Source organism: uncultured Clostridium sp., from assembly GCF_937920395.1.
Lineage (GTDB): Bacteria > Bacillota > Clostridia > Clostridiales > Clostridiaceae > Clostridium_AD.
In genome coordinates this window covers 1-2,925 of sequence record NZ_CALEVF010000030.1, presented here as the reverse complement: position 1 = coordinate 2,925, position 2,925 = coordinate 1, and the positions used below count along the sequence as shown (strand labels likewise).

Annotated in this window: 2 protein-coding genes; both read right to left on the bottom strand. The window is 34.2% G+C overall.

Translation table 11 applies throughout. The features are described from left to right. Positions 1 to 184 precede the first annotated feature (184 nt). Positions 185 to 1,945, bottom strand: coding sequence for a pyruvate kinase (pyk, locus tag Q0649_RS01810; RefSeq protein ID WP_298836638.1), 1,761 nt, complete (start codon positions 1,943 to 1,945; stop codon positions 185 to 187). Between the two features lie 71 nt (positions 1,946 to 2,016). Beyond that, positions 2,017 to 2,925: 6-phosphofructokinase (gene pfkA, locus Q0649_RS01805; protein ID WP_298836636.1), on the bottom strand; the 909-nt coding region annotated here is incomplete at its 5' end.

Below are 2,925 nucleotides of genomic sequence, written 5' to 3'. Positions count from 1 at the left end.
CCGTATCGGACTTTCACCGACGAGTAAACGCCCATGCCGGGCACACTAAAAAAAAGGATTGCCAATTATATGACAATCCTTAATTCATCTCCTGCGGAGCTGCTATTAATGACTTCAGAAGGATCTTTATATTCCCACTTATAAAAGTGCGAGAGTTTCCTTCTGAAATGTCCTTAATGTTTAATTAGTTTTTTACATTAGCCCTACCACTATATACAATACCTCTAGCTGCATCCATTGTTATAAATGATCCAGTTTTGATAATATCTACTGCTCCTATTGCATTGTATATTATTGGAACTGCTTTTGAAGTACCTTCAACAACAATATCTAATCTTGCTGCATCTTCTTCAACAATAATTCCTGAAACTCTATCTAATAAATTATTATATTCTTTAGTTAATGTTTTTACTACTAAAATATCGCCATCACGCATAGTTTCATTTGCTTCTTTTGCATTCGCTGCAAAGCAAGCTGTTCCACAAGCTGATGCGCTTATGTTTCCTTTACCTTGAAGTAATATATCACCAACGATATGAACTTTCATCATGTTTGTGCTACCTACAAAATTGGCTGGAATTCCAGCAGCAATAACTACTAAATCACCCTTTTGTACATATCCTGCTTTTAATGCAATTGCTACAGAGTTATCTATAAGTTTATCTGTAGATTCTATTTTATCAGCACATACTGAAACAACGCCCCAATTTAATGCTAAACTTCTAGCTACTACTTCATAAGGAGTAACCGCAATAACTGGACATTCTGGTCTATAAGCTGATACCTTTCTTGCTGTATTACCACTTTGAGTTGCAGTAATAATAGCTGAAGCGTTTAATTCCATAGCTGTAGTACAAGTAGCTAAACTAATAGCATTTGGTACATTAGGAATATGAAAATCTCTCTTATTCTTTAAGTTTTCTTTATAATTAAGAGCCTTTTCAGCAGTTTGTGCTATTTTAGCCATTATTGTAGCTGCTTCAACTGGGTATTTACCATTAGCAGTTTCACCACTAAGCATTATAGCATCTGTACCATCAAATATTGCATTTGCTACATCTGAAGACTCTGCTCTAGTTGGTCTTGGATTTCTGATCATAGAATCTAACATTTGAGTAGCTGTTATAACTGCTTTACCTGCAGCATTACATTTTGCTATCATCATTTTTTGAACTATTGGAACATCCTCTGTTGGAATTTCAACTCCTAAATCTCCTCTGGCAACCATAACAGCATCAGATAATTTAATAATATCATCAATGTTATCAACGCCTTCTTGACTCTCAACTTTAGAAATTATTTGTATTTTTTCTCCACCATTTTCATTAAGAACACGTCTTATATGAAGTACATCTGATGCTTTTCTTACAAATGATGCTGCTATAAAATCAACACCTATTTCACATCCAAATTTCAAATCATCAATATCTCTTGCTGTAAGTGCAGGAAGATTTATTGCAACTCCAGGAACATTAACGCCTTTATGATTTCCTACCATACCAGTATTTGCAACTACGCAATGTACTTTTTTGCCTTCAACGCTTTCTACTGTTAATGCAACTAAACCATCATCTATTAATATAGTATCGCCAGCTTTAACATCTTTATATAATTCTTCATAAGTTACAGAGCATATAGTTTCATCTCCGATAACATCCTCACCACAAACAACAGTGAATTTAGATCCTTCTTGTAATTCAACTTTACCAGCTGAAAAATTTCCTGTTCTTATTTCTGGTCCCTTAGTATCAAGTATTATAGCAATATGTCTATTCATTTCTTTTCTAACTTGTTTTACTTTATCAATTCTTTCTTTATGTTCTTGATGATCACCATGTGAAAAGTTATGTCTTGAAGCATCCATTCCTGCGTCTATTAATGCCTTTATAGTTTCTAAACTTCCACTAGCTGGTCCTACTGTACAAATCATTTTAGTTTTCTTCATTAATTATTCTCCTCTTATTGCATATTATTTTATAGTTAACTTTTATATATAAGCCTTCTTATTAAATTGCTTTAGTAAGAAAGAATTTTAGATATTTCATAAAGTTCTTCATTAAATTTCCTTGGTATTGCTAATGCTTCATTGATATCTTCATCAACTATTTTGCCATCCTTCATACCAATAACTCTTCCTGATCTGCCTTCTATAAGCACTTGCACTGCAGCTACACCCATTTTAGATGCAAGCATTCTATCAAATGCGCTTGGGCTTCCACCTCTTTGAATATGGCCGAGGATTGTAGCTCTTGATTCAATTCCTGTTATTTCTTCAACTTGAATTGCAAGTTCATTTGCACCGCCGACACCTTCAGCAAGGATTATTAAATTGTGCATTTTGCCTCTTAGTTTACCTTCAAAAATAGTTTTGCACAAAGAATCTATATCATACCCTTTTTCAGGTATAATTACTTCTTCAGCTCCTCCACCAATACCAGCATATAAAGCTATATCTCCACAATTTCTTCCCATTACTTCAACTACACTAATTCTTTCATGAGAACTTGAAGTATCTCTTATTTTGTTTATAGCATCAAGCACTGTATTTAGTGCAGTATCAAACCCTATTGTATATTCACTGTATGGAAGATCATTATCTATAGTTCCCGGTATACCAACAGTCGCAATTCCAAGTTCTGATAAAAGTTGTGCTCCTGCAAATGAACCATCTCCACCAATTACTACTAGTCCATCAATCCCAAATACGCGTAGTACATTAACTGCCTTTTTTCTTCCAGCTTCAGTTTTAAATTCTTCACAGCGTGCAGTTCTAAGAATAGTTCCACCTCTATGAATTATATCTGAAACCGAATGTCTATCCATATCAAATATTTCACCATTTATAAGTCCACTATATCCTCTTTGTACACCCATAACTCTTATGCCTTTGAATATAGCCATCCTAACTACTGCTCTAATGGCTGC